General features: G+C 66.1%; 13 protein-coding genes and 1 pseudogene. 9 read left to right on the top strand and 5 right to left on the bottom strand.

What is annotated here, in order from left to right; genetic code table 11:
* Positions 1-337: 337 nt before the first annotated feature.
* Entirely contained in the window at positions 338-1,411 is a 1,074-nt protein-coding gene (locus GFK26_RS32330; protein WP_153285571.1) for an aromatic ring-hydroxylating oxygenase subunit alpha, read from the top strand.
* Between the two features lie 23 nt (positions 1,412-1,434).
* Here GFK26_RS32330 and GFK26_RS32325 read toward each other — a convergent pair.
* Together GFK26_RS32325 and GFK26_RS32320 are read right to left on the bottom strand one after the other, a co-directional pair.
* Positions 1,435-1,638: pseudogene (locus GFK26_RS32325) on the bottom strand (YggS family pyridoxal phosphate-dependent enzyme); the annotation flags it as partial.
* Positions 1,631-2,887, bottom strand: coding sequence for a benzoate/H(+) symporter BenE family transporter (locus tag GFK26_RS32320; RefSeq protein ID WP_153285570.1), 1,257 nt, complete (start codon positions 2,885-2,887; stop codon positions 1,631-1,633). The pseudogene GFK26_RS32325 and the gene GFK26_RS32320, both read right to left, overlap by 8 nt.
* 169 nt (positions 2,888-3,056) lie before the next feature.
* On the opposite strand from GFK26_RS32320, the gene GFK26_RS32315 reads away from it, so the two are divergent.
* Positions 3,057-4,571 carry a PLP-dependent aminotransferase family protein gene (locus GFK26_RS32315; RefSeq protein WP_153285569.1) on the top strand — a complete coding sequence of 505 codons (1,515 nt, stop codon included), beginning with the start codon at positions 3,057-3,059 and terminating at the stop codon, positions 4,569-4,571.
* A gap of 87 nt (positions 4,572-4,658) precedes the next feature.
* Here the strand turns inward: GFK26_RS32315 and GFK26_RS32310 are convergent, their stop codons facing one another.
* On the bottom strand, positions 4,659-5,960 hold the full coding sequence (locus GFK26_RS32310) for a D-amino acid dehydrogenase (RefSeq protein ID WP_153285568.1): 1,302 nt from the start codon (positions 5,958-5,960) through the stop codon (positions 4,659-4,661).
* A gap of 128 nt (positions 5,961-6,088) precedes the next feature.
* Here GFK26_RS32310 and GFK26_RS32305 point away from each other — a divergent pair, with 128 nt between their 5' ends.
* Entirely contained in the window at positions 6,089-6,556 is a 468-nt protein-coding gene (locus GFK26_RS32305) for a winged helix-turn-helix transcriptional regulator (RefSeq protein WP_153285567.1), read from the top strand.
* A gap of 76 nt (positions 6,557-6,632) precedes the next feature.
* Entirely contained in the window at positions 6,633-7,034 is a 402-nt protein-coding gene (locus GFK26_RS32300) for an OsmC family protein (protein ID WP_153285566.1), read from the top strand.
* Between the two features lie 15 nt (positions 7,035-7,049).
* Here the strand turns inward: GFK26_RS32300 and GFK26_RS32295 are convergent, their stop codons facing one another.
* Positions 7,050-7,403 carry a winged helix-turn-helix transcriptional regulator gene (locus tag GFK26_RS32295; protein ID WP_153285565.1) on the bottom strand — a complete coding sequence of 118 codons (354 nt, stop codon included), beginning with the start codon at positions 7,401-7,403 and terminating at the stop codon, positions 7,050-7,052.
* A 124-nt stretch (positions 7,404-7,527) separates the two neighbouring features.
* Here GFK26_RS32295 and GFK26_RS32290 point away from each other — a divergent pair, with 124 nt between their 5' ends.
* From GFK26_RS32290 to lpxO, 4 genes are all read left to right on the top strand, one after another.
* Entirely contained in the window at positions 7,528-8,403 is an 876-nt protein-coding gene (locus GFK26_RS32290; protein WP_153285564.1) for an NAD(P)-dependent oxidoreductase, read from the top strand.
* A gap of 154 nt (positions 8,404-8,557) precedes the next feature.
* Positions 8,558-9,241: a response regulator gene (locus tag GFK26_RS32285; protein WP_101489285.1), complete on the top strand. Its 684-nt coding sequence runs from the start codon at positions 8,558-8,560 to the stop codon at positions 9,239-9,241.
* On the top strand, positions 9,238-10,668 hold the full coding sequence (locus GFK26_RS32280; protein ID WP_153285563.1) for a sensor histidine kinase: 1,431 nt from the start codon (positions 9,238-9,240) through the stop codon (positions 10,666-10,668). The genes GFK26_RS32285 and GFK26_RS32280 overlap by 4 nt, the downstream gene beginning before the upstream one ends.
* A 92-nt stretch (positions 10,669-10,760) precedes the next feature.
* Positions 10,761-11,657: a lipid A hydroxylase LpxO gene (lpxO, locus tag GFK26_RS32275; protein ID WP_153285562.1), complete on the top strand. Its 897-nt coding sequence runs from the start codon at positions 10,761-10,763 to the stop codon at positions 11,655-11,657.
* A 10-nt stretch (positions 11,658-11,667) separates the two neighbouring features.
* Here lpxO and GFK26_RS32270 read toward each other — a convergent pair whose 3' ends face one another.
* Positions 11,668-12,357 (bottom strand): phosphatase PAP2 family protein, encoded by a 690-nt coding sequence (locus GFK26_RS32270; protein WP_228121829.1) that lies wholly within the window; start codon positions 12,355-12,357, stop codon positions 11,668-11,670.
* Positions 12,358-12,481: 124 nt separating this feature from the next.
* Between GFK26_RS32270 and GFK26_RS32265 the strand changes: the two genes are divergently transcribed.
* Entirely contained in the window at positions 12,482-13,162 is a 681-nt protein-coding gene (locus tag GFK26_RS32265) for a response regulator transcription factor (RefSeq protein ID WP_153285561.1), read from the top strand.
* Positions 13,163-13,204 lie beyond the last annotated feature (42 nt).

Below are 13,204 nucleotides of genomic sequence, written 5' to 3'. Positions count from 1 at the left end.
GAGTCGGTGGTCTTGACGGATGCCTCCCACCAGGGCGGGAGGCGCCTCAAGAGCAATTTCCGGGCGGGCGCACGGGGATGGTGCGTGCGCTGCTGAACGCTTCTACTCTTGCCAGCTGTCTTGCATGAGGCATGCCAGGGTGCGGCGCTCGGGCATCGGGGCACGGGGCTTGGACGCGCGGCCGGGGCGCGCCACAATCCGGGCGCGCTAATTGCAAGTCGATCGGCGCAGAGTAGAAGCGTTCAGCCTCGCGCATGTTTTTTATCAAGCATGCCGACGAAGCAGGAAATTGCTCTTTCACGTTCGTCCCCACACGCAACATCGAAGGAGTTCGCCCATGCTCGTCACCCAACAACCCGTCTTCCGCAAGTTCTGGCATGCCGTCATGCCGCTCACCGAACTGGCCCACGGCCCCAAGCCTTTCCGGCTGCTGGGCGAAGACATCGTTCTGTTTCTCGATGCCAACGGCCAGCCGGCCGCGCTGCGCGACCGCTGCTGCCACCGCACCGCCAAACTCTCGAAGGGCTGGTGCGTGGACACCGAAGGCAAGGCCTGCGGGCAGGGCGCGATCCAGTGCGGCTACCACGGCTGGACCTACGACCGCAGCGGCCAGGTAGTACGCATCCCGCAGTACGAGCCCGACCGCAAGATCTCGCCCGAGTACAAGACCACCGCCTACCACTGCACCGCGCGCTACGGCTACGCCTGGGTGGCGCTGGAGGAGCCCATCGCCGACATCCCGGCCATTCCCGAATTCGAAGACCCGGGCTATCGCACGATCTTCCAGTTCTACGAAGAATGGCAGACCAGTCCGATGCGCGCACTCGAAAATTCGTTCGACAACTCGCACTTCAGTTTCGTGCACCGCGCCACCTTCGGCGTGGCCGCGAGCCCGAAGCCAAGCAAGTACGAGTTGGTGGAAAACGAGTCGGGCTTCTACGCCGAGACGGTGATCGAAGCGACCAACCCGGTGAAGTTCCATTCGATCAGCGGCGTGACCGATGCGATCACCACGCGTCACATGCGCAACGCCTACTTCCTGCCGTTCGCGCGCCGGCTCGACATCGAGTACCCGAGCGGCATCCGCCACATCATCATCAACTGCTTCACGCCCATCGACGACGGGCGCATGCAGCTGTGCCAGTGGCTGTTCCGCAACGACACCGAGGCCGATTGCGCGGCGCAGATGCTGATCGACTTCGACGAGGAGATCACGCGCGAGGACAAGGACATCCTCGAATCGACCGACCCCGATGCGCTGGTCGACACGCGGCGGCGCGGCGTGGAGTATTCGATGGAGTCCGACCGGCCGGGGATGCTGATTCGCAAGCACCTGATGCAGCTGCTGGCCAAGCATGGGGAGGCGGAGGTCTATCGCGGGATGACGATTCCGATTGCGAAGGCTGCTTGAGCGGTTTCAGCGTTGCTGTTCAGGGCCAGGCGCAGGCTGACCTCGGGCTTGGTCTTGCTCACCGGCAGCAAGCGCGCCCTCGCCGGATTGCGTCCGGTGCGGTGGCAGGCGGCGTCCATGCGGGCGCGCACCGCTGCCAGGTTGTGCCGGAAATCCTCGACTGAGGCCGCTTGCGGATAGCGGCCGTGCAGGTCGTGACGGGTTGGGGTGTCCGATGGCTCAAGCATTGGCTTCCCCCCTCTTGATCGCAGGCTCGGCGGCCGAAGCCGCGATGGCCGGTCGTGCGCGGCGCGGCAGCGCGCCATTGAGCACGGCATGGGCCACCAAGCCGATCATTAGGCCCCAGAACGCACCACCGATGCCCAGCAGCGTGATATTGGCTGCCGCGGCCAGAAAGGTGATCAACGAGGCTTCGCGCGTCTTCACGTCGGCCAAGGCGGTGGCCAGGCTGCCTCCGATGGTGCCCAACAATGCCAGCCCCGCCAGCGTGGTGATGAAGGTCGCCGGGAAGGCCATGAAGACGGCGGCCAGTGTCACGCCGAACACACCCACGAGGATGTAGCACACGCCTGCGGCGATGCCCGCGATCCAGCGCTTGGAGGGGTCTTCATGTGCCTCCCGGCCCGTGGCGATGGCGGCCGTGATGGCCGCGATGTTGAAGGCATGCGAGCCGAATGGCGCCATCAACAGCGAGCCCAGGCCGGTCACCGTCACGACGGGGTTGGCGCTGGTCTTGAAGCCAGCATTGCGCAGCACCAGCATGCCGGGCATGTACTGGCCGGTCAGCGTGATGAGGAACAGGGGCAAGGCGACGCTCAGCAACGCATTGAGCGAGAACGTCGGCATGGTGAGGACCGGAGTGGCGAACTTCAACGTCAGCCCTGTCAGGTCGATCCGGTCCTGCATGCGCAGAAGGAGCAGCCCCAACACCAGGATGCCGATGACGGCATAGCGTGCACTGAAGCGCTTGAGCGCCACGTAGGTCACGATCAGCAAGCCGGCCAGCACCGGATCGATGCTCATGCCGCCGAAAGCCTTGATGCCGAATTGAAGCAGGATGCCCGCGAGCAAACCTGCGGCCACGCCCGGGGGAATCAGCCGGATCAAGCGCTCGAACCAGCCCGAGAGGCCCAGCACCACAAAGGCCGCTGCTGAAATCAGGTAAGCGCCTACCGCCTCGGCATAGGGCGTGGTCGCCAGCGCGGTGACGAGGAAGGCCGCCGCAGGCGTGGACCAGGCGGTGATGACCGGCTCGCGGGTCATCCAACTCAGGATGATCCCCGTCACGCCCACGCCGATGGAAATCGACCACACCCAGGAGGCTGTCAGTTCCGGGCTCAAGCCCGCAACCTTGGCGGCCTGGAACACCAGGATGAATGTGCCGCCGTAATTGACGAGGACCGAGATCAGACCGGCCACGATGGGATGGATGAGATCACGGATTCGAAGGGGTGGATGTGACTCGGACGGGGACATGGCGTTTCTGAACTCCTCTTTACAGCTTCAATGCAAGCCGCCTTTATAGATTTCAAATGGACTATGTGATCCGTACACTTCTTTGATCTGCGTCAGACCATTTGTAAAATGTCGCCCATAAGATGGACTGCTCCAGGTATCGGACATTGACCCTCAAGGAGCAGACCGCATGAGCAAAACATTCGAACTGGAGACGCTGCGCATCCGGATGAACGATGCGGAGTTCCGGTTGCTCGATCTGCACCAACGGGTGCAGCGCGCCATGCGCGAGCTGATCCTTGATGGCGCCTTGCCTCCCGGGCTGAAACTGCCGGCGACGCGCGCGCTGGCCGAGTTACTCGGGATCGCGCGCGACACGGTCGAGAGTGCGTACATGCAACTGCACCGAGACGGGTTCATCGTTCGGCAGCAGGGTTCGGGGAGCTACGTTTCAGAGACCATAGGCGCGGAATTGCGAGGGCACTCTCGGCGGCGCATGAAATACCAAGCGCATGAAGGACGCGCGCAGGCACCGGGGGGAGGCCTGAGCCGGCGCGGGAACCTCATCTTCGAAAGCGGGGGAATCTCGGACCAGCAGACCATCAAAGCATTTGCCACGGGTCTTCCAGAGACGCGAACCTTCCCAACCGATGTGTGGGAGCGCTTGCAGCGCCAGGCCCTCAAGGACTATCGCACCAGCGTGCTTTTGCATGGCGACCCGCAAGGAGCAAAGCCTCTGCGCGAAGCCATTGCGACCTACCTCAACCTGGAGCGTGGCGCCAAGGTCTCGCCCGAGCAGATCCTGGTGCTGAGCAGTACCCGGCAGGCACTGTTTCTGTGTGCCCAACTGCTGGTGGATGCAGGCAAGCCGATCCTTCTGGAGAATCCAGGGTACTTTGGGGCCAAGAAGGCTTTCGAGTCGGCAGAAGCCCGAATCACGCCGATTGACGTGGACGCACAAGGCATCCGCACGGATCTGCTGCGAGCAGACCGCAGCGGCGCAACCTGCGTGTATGTGACTCCGTCACACCAATACCCCACCGGGGCCACCATGTCACTGGAGCGGCGTCTGGACTTGATTCACTGGGCTGCGGAGAACGGTCGCTGGATCATCGAAGACGACTACGACAGCGAGTTCCACTATGACGGCATGCCGACCGCCTGCGTCCAGGGCTTGGACAAGTACGCACGGACGATCTATATCGGCACATTCAGCAAGACGCTTTATCCCGGCCTGCGCATGGGATACATCGTCCTGCCGCAAGAGTTGGTCAAGGCATTCACTCACGCACGAAGCATCATGGATGGCCACACCCCGCAGGTCTTGCAACTGACGTTGGCCAGGTTCATGGAAGACGGCCACTACAACGCGCATGTGAGAAGCATGCGCAAGCTGTACGCGAGCCGCCGCGAGGTCATCCTTGAGTCCATCGGCAAACACCTGGCGGGAATCGTGACGGCGCCACGTCCAAAGGGTGGGCTGCAGGTTCCGTGTCTGCTGGAGCCTGGATGGTCGGAGCAAGACACCATACGCCGGGCAGCTGCTGCCGGGGTGGTGTTGCCAGGACTCAGCCGTTTGTACGCTGGCGAGCACAAGCAGCCGGGTTGGCTGCTGGGCTACGCATCGCTCACTGCGCATGAGATCGAGTCCGCCATCTTGTGCCTTGCCAACGCCCTTCGTGGCATGCCGACGCCTGTCGGCTGAGGTCAATATAAGGAGGAGGCCGAAGGCCGGGGGCATTCGCGGAGCAAGGTGCCCCGTCGGCGGGAGCGTCGCCCTGAATGCAAAGCCTCAGGCAGGCGCAGTCGTCGGATTCGGACGCGCCGCACGCGACGGCCCCTGCGCATAGCGGTCCATCGCCAACCCATCCGTGCGAATCTCCGGCCGCTGACCCGTCACGAGGTCCGAGATCAGCTTGCCCGAGCCGCAGGCCATGGTCCAGCCCAGCGTGCCGTGGCCGGTGTTCAGGAACAGGTTGGGGTAGCGCGTGGCACCGACGATGGGCGTGCTGTCGGGCGTCATGGGGCGCAGGCCGGTCCAGAAGCTGGCGTTCGGTAGGTCGCCACCCGGGAACAGGTCGCTCACGACCTTTTCGAGCGTGGCGCGCCGTGCCGGGTTCAGGCGCAGGTCGAAACCGCCGAGTTCGGCCATGCCGCCCACGCGGATGCGGTTGTCGAAGCGCGTGACGGCGACCTTGTAGGTTTCGTCGAGCACCGTCGATTGCGGTGCGAGCGATTCGTCGAGCAGCGGCACGGTGAGCGAGTAGCCCTTGACCGGGTACACCGGAATGTCCAGGCCCAGCGAGGCGATGGCGGCGCGGGAGTAGCTGCCGAAGGCCATCACGTAGCGGTCGGCCGTAAGGATCTTGCCGGCGCGGGTGCGCACGCCGGTGATGCGGCCGCCGTCGGTTTCGAGGCCGTCGATGGTCTGGCCGAAGCGGAAGTCGACGCCCAGGCCGCGTGCGATTTCGGCGAGGCCGCGCGTGAACAGGTGGCAGTCGCCGGTTTCGTCGTTGGGCAGGCGCAGGCCGCCCGTGAGGCGGTCGCGCGCGCCGGCCAGGCCGGGTTCGACGCGCGCCAGGGCGTCGCGGTCGAGCAGTTCGTAAGGCACGCCGCATTCCTCGAGCACGGCGATGTCGCGCTGCACCGCGTCGAGCTGCGCCTGCGTGCGGAACAGCTGCAGCGTGCCACCGGTGCGATGTTCGTACTGCAGGCCGGTGTCGGCGCGCAGCTGCTGCAGGCAGCCGCGGCTGTATTCGGCCACGCGCATCATGCGTTCCTTGTTGACCGCGTAGCGCTCGGGCGAGCAGTTGCGCAGCATGGCGGCCATCCAGCGCAGCTGGAACAGCGTGCCGTCGGGACGGATCGACAGCGGCGCGTGCTTCTGGAACATCCACTTGATCGCCTTCAGCGGAATGCCGGGCGCGGCCCACGGCGTTGAGTAGCCGGGCGACACCTGGCCGGCGTTGCCGAAGCTCGTTTCCTCGGCCGCGCCGGCCTGCCGGTCGAGCAAGGTGACCTCGGCGCCGGAGCGCGCGAGGTAGTACGCCGTGGTGGTGCCGATCACGCCGCCGCCGAGAACGATGACTTTCATGGTGTATTCGCGTATCTGAGTGGAATGATGTGAATCTAAAGTGCACAATGAAGTGGATTCCATTGTTTTTTGACGTTTGACGGTGAAAATCGCTGCCAAAAATCGTCCAATGCCCCGCGCGGAGTGAAATGTCCGAACTCGACCGAATCGACCGCAAGATCCTCGATCTGCTGCAGCGCCAGGGCCGCATCGCCATGACCGAATTGGCCGAGCGCATCGGCCTGTCGGCCTCGCCCTGCGCCGAGCGCGTGAAGCGCATGGAGCGCGACGGCGTCATCACCGGCTACCACGCGCACGTGTCGCCCGAGGCGCTGGGAAAGACGCTGCTGGTGTTCGTGGAGATCAAGCTCTCGGCCAAGTCGGGCGACGTGTTCGACAAGGTGAAGCAGGAGCTGCTGCACATGCCCGAGGTGCTCGAATGCCACCTGGTGTCGGGCAGCTTCGACTACCTCGTGAAGGCGCGCCTGAGCGGCATGAGCGAGTACCGGCACCTGCTGGGCGACATCCTCAAGAAGCTGCCGGTGGCGGCCGAGTCGCACAGCTACGTGGTGATGGAAGAGATCAAGGAAACGCTGATGCTGGCGGTGGACCGGTGAGTGCCGCCCAGACGCCGTGGCTACCATTGGTTCGCGCCCCGAATCCTCTTTTCATCTCGCCCAAAAGGAAACCGGCATGACCCTCTCGATCCGCCGCGACGGCACCACCGGCACGCGCCACATCCTCAAGATCCGCAACCACGAGATCCCGGTCGATGCCTCGCCCGCGGGCGGCGGCAGCGACGGCGGTGCCGAGCCGCACGACCTGTACGACGCGTCCCTCGCGGCGTGCAAGGCGCTCACGGTGCTGCTCTACGCGCGCCGCAAGGGCATTCCGGTGGAAGACATCGAGGTCGTGGTCGATCGCGACGACAGCGAGGAACGCAAGGGCATCTACCGCCTGAAGTCGGGCCTGCGCCTGACCGGCGACCTGACGGACGCGCAGCGCGACGAGCTGCTGCGCGTGGCGGGCAAGTGCCCGGTGCACAAGCTCATGACCGAGGTGAAGACCGAAATCGAGACCGGCTGGGCTGACTGAGGCTGCGGCCTCTTTTTACTTCGCCGCCTCGGCCAGCTTGCGCGCCGCCTCCACGCGCTTGGCATGGCGGTCGCCCCAATCGGCCAGCGGCCCCAGCGCCGCATTGAGCGTGGCGCCGAGTTTCGTTTCGGAATAGACCACGCGCGGCGGCACTTCGTGGAACACCTCGCGGTGCACGAGGCCGTCGGTTTCCATCTCGCGCAGCTGCTGGATCAGCATCTTTTCGCTGACCTCGGGCAGCAGCCGCTTCAGCTCGCCGAAGCGGTAGGGCTGCGCATGCAGCTCCCACAGGATGACGGCTTTCCACTTGCCGCCGATGACCTCGAACGCGGGGCCGATGCCGCAGTTGTAGGGCTTCTTCGCTGCCATCCGGTGCTCCTTGTGGTTCCAATACTTCCAATTTGGTAAGTACCTTACTTTATCGTAGGTACTTGACCCTATGGGAGTGTAATTCCTACGATGCAGGCGTCATCAACCACTGCATCGGATTGCCATGAGCAACAAGAAGGAAGTTTCGGTTCTCGGCCTGGGCGCGATGGGCGTCGTCATCGCGCGGCTCTTTCTCGACCAGGGCTACAAGGTCACGCTGTGGAACCGCTCGGCCGACAAGGCCGACGCGCTGGTCGCTCGCGGCGCTGTGCTGGCACACAGCGCGGCCGAGGCATTGCGCGCGAGCCGCATGGCCGTGATGTGCGTGTACGACTACCGCGCCGCCGACGCGATCTTCGCGATGGACGGCGTGGCGGCCGCCATGGACGGCCGCCTGCTCGCGCAGCTCACCACCGGCAGCCCGAAGGATGCGCGCGAGGCCGAGGCCTGGGCGCACCGCCACGGGGCCGCGTACCTCGAAGGCGCGATCCAGGCTGCGCCGGACCAGATGGGCCGCGCCGACACGCCGCTGCTGGTGTCGGGCGCGCAGGCCGTGTTTGCCGAGGCCGAGCCCTTGCTGAAAGTGCTGGCCGGCGGCATCGTCTACCTGGGCGAGAAGGCCAGCGCCGCCGCGGCGATGGACCTCGCCACGCTCTCCAGCATCTACGGCACCATGCTCGGCTTCTTGCACGGCGCACGCATTGCCGAGCACGAAGGGTTCGACGTGGCGGAGTACGGCCGCATCGTGGCCGGCATCATGCCGACCTTCGCGGGCTTTCTTCAGCACGAGGGCGCGGTCATCCAGTCGGGCGACTTCGCGATCACGCAGAGCCCGATGCGCATTTCGGTCGAGGCCACGCAGCGCATCCTGCAGACCGCGCAAGAAGCGGGCATCAACACGGAGTTCCCGACCTTTGCCGCGGGCCTGTTCCGGCGCGCCGATGCGGCGGGGCTTGGCGGCGAGGAACTCGCGGCGCTGATCAAGCTGCTGCGGCACTAGGCCTTGCCGGCGCGGCGGTATCGGGCATCGGCGTCGGGCCGGCGACGCAGCGGTTTTCATGAAGGCTTCCTGAAGCAGGGCGAAGGGGCGTGGCAGATACTTCGGCCACTTCCCGGAACTCCCGGAACCGGCGTGTTCGCTTGGAATCCTTCCCATGAATCTTTTGCTTGTTGAGGACGACCTTGACCTTGGAAACGGCGTGCGCATCGCGCTCGCCAACCAGGGCATGGACGTGGTGTGGGTCCGCCGGCTCGACGACGCCTTGCGCACCCTCGACAACGGCGCCTTCGACATGGTGCTGCTCGACCTGGGCCTGCCCGACGGCGACGGGCTCGACCTGCTGCTGCGCCTGCGCCGCACCCGCCAGATCTTGCCGGTGCTGGTGCTGAGTGCGCGCGATGCGCTCAACGACCGCCTGCGCAGCCTGGACGACGGCGCCGACGACTACCTCGTGAAGCCTTTTGCGCTGGCCGAGCTGCTGTCGCGCGTGCGGGCCCTGGCGCGCCGCAGCTACGGCTTCAACGACGAGACGATCCGCATGCGCGGCCTGGCGCTGCACGAACCCACGCGCGGCGTGATCGTCGACGGCGATCCGGTCGAGCTGTCGCGCTGCGAGTTCGACCTGCTCGCGCTGCTGCTCAAGCGCACGGGCCGCGTGGTCACGCGCCGCGTGATGGAAGAGCAGGTGCTGCCCGGCGGCCAGGCCAACGGCAGCAACTCGCTCGAAGTGCACATTTCCAACCTGCGCAAGAAGATCGGGCAGGGCTACATCCGCACGGTGCGCGGCATCGGCTACGTGATCGACACGCAGTCGCTGGTGCGGAGCCCCTCGAAATGATGCGCCAGCTGGCGCGGCGCTGGAAGAACTGGAACCAGCCGTCGCTGATGCGCCGCCTGCTGGTGGCGCAGATGACCGTGGTTGCGCTGCTCTGGACCTCGGCCGTGGGCCTGCTGCTGTACGACTCGTACAGGGACCCCGGGCTGCTGAGGTTCACCACCATCTTCAATGCCGCGATGTCCATCGCGCAGACGCTGGAGGACCGGCCCGAGCAGCAACGCAAGGCGCTCGAAGCCTTCGACACCGCGCTCATCGAAGCGCTCAGCGACGGCGACGAACAAACCGAAGCCTTGGGGGTGATGCAGGTGTGGCAGCACGGCAAGCTGATCTACAACTCGCGCGCCAATGTGCCCGTGCTGCTGAATTCGGCGCCCGACCGCAACGAGACGCTGCTCGCGGGCGGCCGCGAATGGCGCGCGCGCACGGTGGTCTCGCCCATCGCCGACACCCGCGTGGTGCTGGCCGAACCCAGCGTGTGGCGGCTGGCCGTCACCGTGCTGTCGCGCGGCTACTACCTGCTGCCGCTGGTGATCAGCCTGCCGTTTCTCATCTTTCCCGCGTGGCTGTCGGTGCGGCTGGCGCTGCGGCCGTGGCGCCAGGTGAGCCGCGAAACCGCCGAGCGCGGCCCCGACGACCTGACGCCGCTGTCGTACATGCCGCCGCACAAGGAACTCAAGCCGCTGGTGCAGAGCATCAACAGCCTGCTGCTGCGGGTGCGCGACAGCACCACGCGCGAGCGCAGCCTCATCGCCGATGCGGCGCACGAGCTGCGCACGCCGCTGGCGGCCATGCGCGTGAACGTCGAGGCGATGAAAGAGCAGAGCACCGACGAGGGCCAGCGCGAGCTCATGGCCAACCTGCTGCGCAGCAACGACCGCGCGGCGCGGCTGGTGGGGCAGCTGCTGCAGCTCATGCGCAGCGACGCGGTGGCCACCAACGCACTGCCCGTGATGCTGTCGCTCGACGGGCTGGTGCAGGACCGGCTGGCCATGATCGAGGGCGTGGCGCGATCACGCGGCGTGGAACTCGAGCTGGTGTGCGACGACGCCGTGCCGGTGCTCGGCGAGCGCGAGAGCCTGGTCTCCATGATCGACAACCTGATCGACAACGCCATCAAGTACAGCCCCTGCGGCGCCACCGTGATGGTGCAGGTGGCGCGCGAGGGCGCCCAGGCGTTGCTGACCGTGGCCGACACCGGACCGGGCATTCCGCCCGCGCTGCGCGAGCGCGTGTTCGACCGCTTCTTCCGCAACCCCGACCAGACGCAAAGTGGCAGCGGGCTGGGCCTGGCGATCGTCAAGTCGGTGGTCGACCGGCATGGCGGCAACGTCGTGCTCGACGAGGCCCTGGGCGGGGGCTTGCGGGCCAGGGTGCGGCTGCCGCTGGCGCAGGCCGACGTGCCGCAGCCCTTGCTGGTGAGCGCCTGAGCCCGGGGGAAAGGCCCCGGCCGGGCCTGTTCCGGGGCAACGATTTACACTAGCCGGCTCCCCCGGCGCTCGTCTACAGGACACTTTCACCAATGAAGTGGGTCATTCTTGCCATCTTCGTGCTCAGCGCACTCTACGTTCACTTCCGCGGCCAGGTCCGGCACAAGTTCTTCAGACAGCTCTCTGATCACTCGACCTTCCTGGCGCCGCTGAACGTCTTCATGTACCTTTTCTCGAAGGTGCCCGGTACGCCGTACCTGTCGCCCGCCGAGTTCCCCGAGATGCGCATCCTTGAGGAAAACTGGGAAGTGATCCGCGAAGAAGCGCTCGCCATGCGCAACGGCGGCAGCATCAAGGCCTCGAGCCAGTTCAACGACGTGGGCTTCAACTCCTTCTTCAAGAGCGGCTGGAAGCGCTTCTACCTGAAGTGGTACGACGAGGCGCACCCCTCGGCCGCCGTGCTGTGCCCGCGCACCACCGAACTGCTCAAGGGCATCGGCACCATCAAGGCCGCGATGTTCGCCGAGCTGCCCCCGGGCAGCCGCCTCGTGCGCCACCGCGACCCGTTTGCGGGCTCACTGCGCTACCACCTGGGCCTGTGGACGCCGGGCGTCGAGGGCTGCTACATCGACGTGGACGGCCAGCGCTACCACTGGCGCGACGGCGAGGCCGTGGTGTTCGACGAGACCTACATCCACTACGCCGAGAACACCACCGACCACGACCGCGTGATCCTGTTCTGCGACATCGAGCGCCCGCTGAAGTACCGCTGGGCCAGCGTCGTGAACCGCTGGTTCGCGAAGAACCTGCTGGCCGCTGCCGCGTCGCCCAACGACGCAGGCGACAAGACGGGCGGCCTGAACCGCGCCTTCAAGTACATCTACCAGATCCGCGTGGTCGGCAAGCGCCTGAAGGCCTGGGACAAGCGCGCGTACTACCTGGTCAAGTGGACGATCTTCGGCGGCCTCGCCCTCTGGATCTTTTGGTAACCGACGGCGCTCACGCCTCGGCCAGCACCAGCCGCGTACGCGGCGTGCGACGCCAGCACACCAGCCCCGCCAGCAGCACACCGCCGAGCACGTCGAGCAGCACGTGCTGGCGCGTGGCCAGCGTCGAATAGACGATCCCCACGGCCCACAGCCCGTTCACCCACAGCGTCCACGCGGGCGCCCGCACGCTGCGCAGCTGGCGGCCGAGCCACACGGCCGCGAACACGGCGAAGGCCACATGCAGCGACGGGAAGGCATTGCCGCCCGCATCGGCGCTCTTGAGGAACTGCAGCGCCGGGTACTGCGACCAGTCGATCGCAAAGCTCGGCACCACCGTCGGAAAGCACCAGAACACCGCCAGCCCGATGGCCGCCATGAGCGCGGCCCCGCGTGCGCAGGCCCACAGCTCGGCCTTGTTCTTTGTGAAGGCCGGTGCCAATGAGATGTAGACCCACAGCGAGCTGTACAGCAGCATCGCGTCGTCGCTCACGCCGACCCAGTGGTCGATGGCCGTGAGCGGCATCACCGTCGGCACGGAAGGCGGGTGGTGCATCACCCAGAAGTACAGGACGAAGAAACCCGAGATGCCGAGCGTGGTGCCGATCATCTTCACGACCCACAGCGTGGCGAACCGCTGCCCCAGCGCCAGGTGCCAGGGCGTGACGGGAAGGGCGGCGGAGTTCGGGCGGAGGGTCGTCACCGAGGCGCTTTCAGGAGAGGGAAGCGCCACAGCGTAGGCGCCTGCATTGCGTGAACATTGCGTGGGCTCGTGTGAGGGCTCTCTAGAATCATGCGCCTGTCCCGTCCCTTGTCGATCCCCCCAAATGAGAATCCTGCTTGTCGAAGACGAAGCCGACCTGGCGCAGGCGCTCGCGTCGGCGCTGCGCCAGAACCAGGCGGTGGTCGATGTGGCGAGCTCGCTGCGCGCGGCCGAGGAGGCCGCGCTCGGCGCGCCCTACGACGTGGTCGTGCTCGACCGCGGGTTGCCCGACGGCGACGGCCTTTCGCTCGTCTCATTCTTGAGCCAGAACCACATCGCCTGCGCCGTGCTTGTGCTCACCGCCATGACCGACGTGGCCGAGCGCGTGCTGAGCCTCGACGGCGGCGCCGACGACTACCTGGCCAAGCCCTTCTCGATGGACGAGCTGCTGGCGCGCGTGCGCGCACTGGCGCGGCGCCCCGCGGTGCGCGCCAACTTCATCATGACGCTCGGGCAATTGCGCTTCGACCACCACACGCGCCAGGCCCACGTCGGCGAGGCCTGCCTCACGCTGCCGCGGCGCGAACTGCTCGTGCTCGAGACCTTGCTCGAACACCGTGGCCGCACCGTGCTGCGTGAAGCCTTGCAAGACCGCGTGTACGGCCACAAGGACGACATCCAGTCGAACGCGCTCGACACGCATGTCTCGCGCCTGCGCTCCAAGCTCGACAAGGCCGGCGCGCAGGTCGAGATCCATGCGATCCGCGGTGTGGGCTACCTCATGTGTGCGCCGTCGTTTGCATGAGTGCAGCGCCGGGCCGCCCCAAGCAAGCTCGCACCGCCGTGC

The sequence above is a fragment of the Variovorax paradoxus genome (genome assembly GCF_009498455.1).
Lineage (GTDB): Bacteria > Pseudomonadota > Gammaproteobacteria > Burkholderiales > Burkholderiaceae_C > Variovorax > Variovorax paradoxus_H.
The sequence above is the reverse complement of the archived record's forward strand: the minus strand, read 5'-3'. Positions and strand labels throughout refer to the sequence as shown.

What these genes read in the sequence shown, in the direction of transcription:
- GFK26_RS32330 (WP_153285571.1), top strand. Translation starts at nt 338, where the DNA reads ATGCTCGTCACCCAACAACCCGTCTTCCGCAAGTTCTGGCATGCCGTC.
- GFK26_RS32320 (WP_153285570.1), bottom strand. Translation starts at nt 2,887, where the DNA reads ATGTCCCCGTCCGAGTCACATCCACCCCTTCGAATCCGTGATCTCATC.
- GFK26_RS32315 (WP_153285569.1), top strand. Translation starts at nt 3,057, where the DNA reads ATGAGCAAAACATTCGAACTGGAGACGCTGCGCATCCGGATGAACGAT.
- GFK26_RS32310 (WP_153285568.1), bottom strand. Translation starts at nt 5,960, where the DNA reads ATGAAAGTCATCGTTCTCGGCGGCGGCGTGATCGGCACCACCACGGCG.
- GFK26_RS32305 (WP_153285567.1), top strand. Translation starts at nt 6,089, where the DNA reads ATGTCCGAACTCGACCGAATCGACCGCAAGATCCTCGATCTGCTGCAG.
- GFK26_RS32300 (WP_153285566.1), top strand. Translation starts at nt 6,633, where the DNA reads ATGACCCTCTCGATCCGCCGCGACGGCACCACCGGCACGCGCCACATC.
- GFK26_RS32295 (WP_153285565.1), bottom strand. Translation starts at nt 7,403, where the DNA reads ATGGCAGCGAAGAAGCCCTACAACTGCGGCATCGGCCCCGCGTTCGAG.
- GFK26_RS32290 (WP_153285564.1), top strand. Translation starts at nt 7,528, where the DNA reads ATGAGCAACAAGAAGGAAGTTTCGGTTCTCGGCCTGGGCGCGATGGGC.
- GFK26_RS32285 (WP_101489285.1), top strand. Translation starts at nt 8,558, where the DNA reads ATGAATCTTTTGCTTGTTGAGGACGACCTTGACCTTGGAAACGGCGTG.
- GFK26_RS32280 (WP_153285563.1), top strand. Translation starts at nt 9,238, where the DNA reads ATGATGCGCCAGCTGGCGCGGCGCTGGAAGAACTGGAACCAGCCGTCG.
- lpxO (WP_153285562.1), top strand. Translation starts at nt 10,761, where the DNA reads ATGAAGTGGGTCATTCTTGCCATCTTCGTGCTCAGCGCACTCTACGTT.
- GFK26_RS32265 (WP_153285561.1), top strand. Translation starts at nt 12,482, where the DNA reads ATGAGAATCCTGCTTGTCGAAGACGAAGCCGACCTGGCGCAGGCGCTC.